The following is a 411-nucleotide window of genomic DNA, read 5'->3' on the forward strand; positions in this document are numbered from 1 at the left end:
GTGACCGGACGGCCCTGATCAATCACCTTGCCAAGCGCCTCGGCGAACCTAGCTGATCCGGGAACGCATTTCAGCGAAGCGTGCGTGCCGCTCATGGTCTTCCTGCCCGATGAAGCCCTTGAAGCCCACGAGCCGGTACGCACGACCGCCAAGCTGGTCATCCTCGTCGATCACGAAGTCACGAGCAAGCATGGCCATACGTCGCTCGAAGGTGGGGGGATCGATCTTCTCTCCGGCCAGCTTCACTAGCTCTTTCTCCGTGAGTGCAGCGGGCGCGTTCTTCAAGGCCAGGTAGAGACGGTCATGCATGACTTCGTCCTCCGCCTCAGACAACTCCTTGGGCTGGCCCTTCCGGTTTAGCGCGTTAGCAATTGATGTGCCGACTGCCCTAGCCACCGGCGGGGGGAAGGC

The 411-nt window shown here is 61.6% G+C and carries 1 pseudogene; it reads right to left on the bottom strand.

Annotated features, from left to right (window positions below):
* Nucleotides 1–48: 48 nt before the first annotated feature.
* A pseudogene (locus LPA54_RS40465) lies at nt 49–411 on the bottom strand (DNA (cytosine-5-)-methyltransferase); the annotation flags it as partial.

Origin of the sequence: Streptomyces sp. DH12 (assembly GCF_020873895.1) — a bacterium.
Taxonomy (GTDB): domain Bacteria; phylum Actinomycetota; class Actinomycetes; order Streptomycetales; family Streptomycetaceae; genus Streptomyces.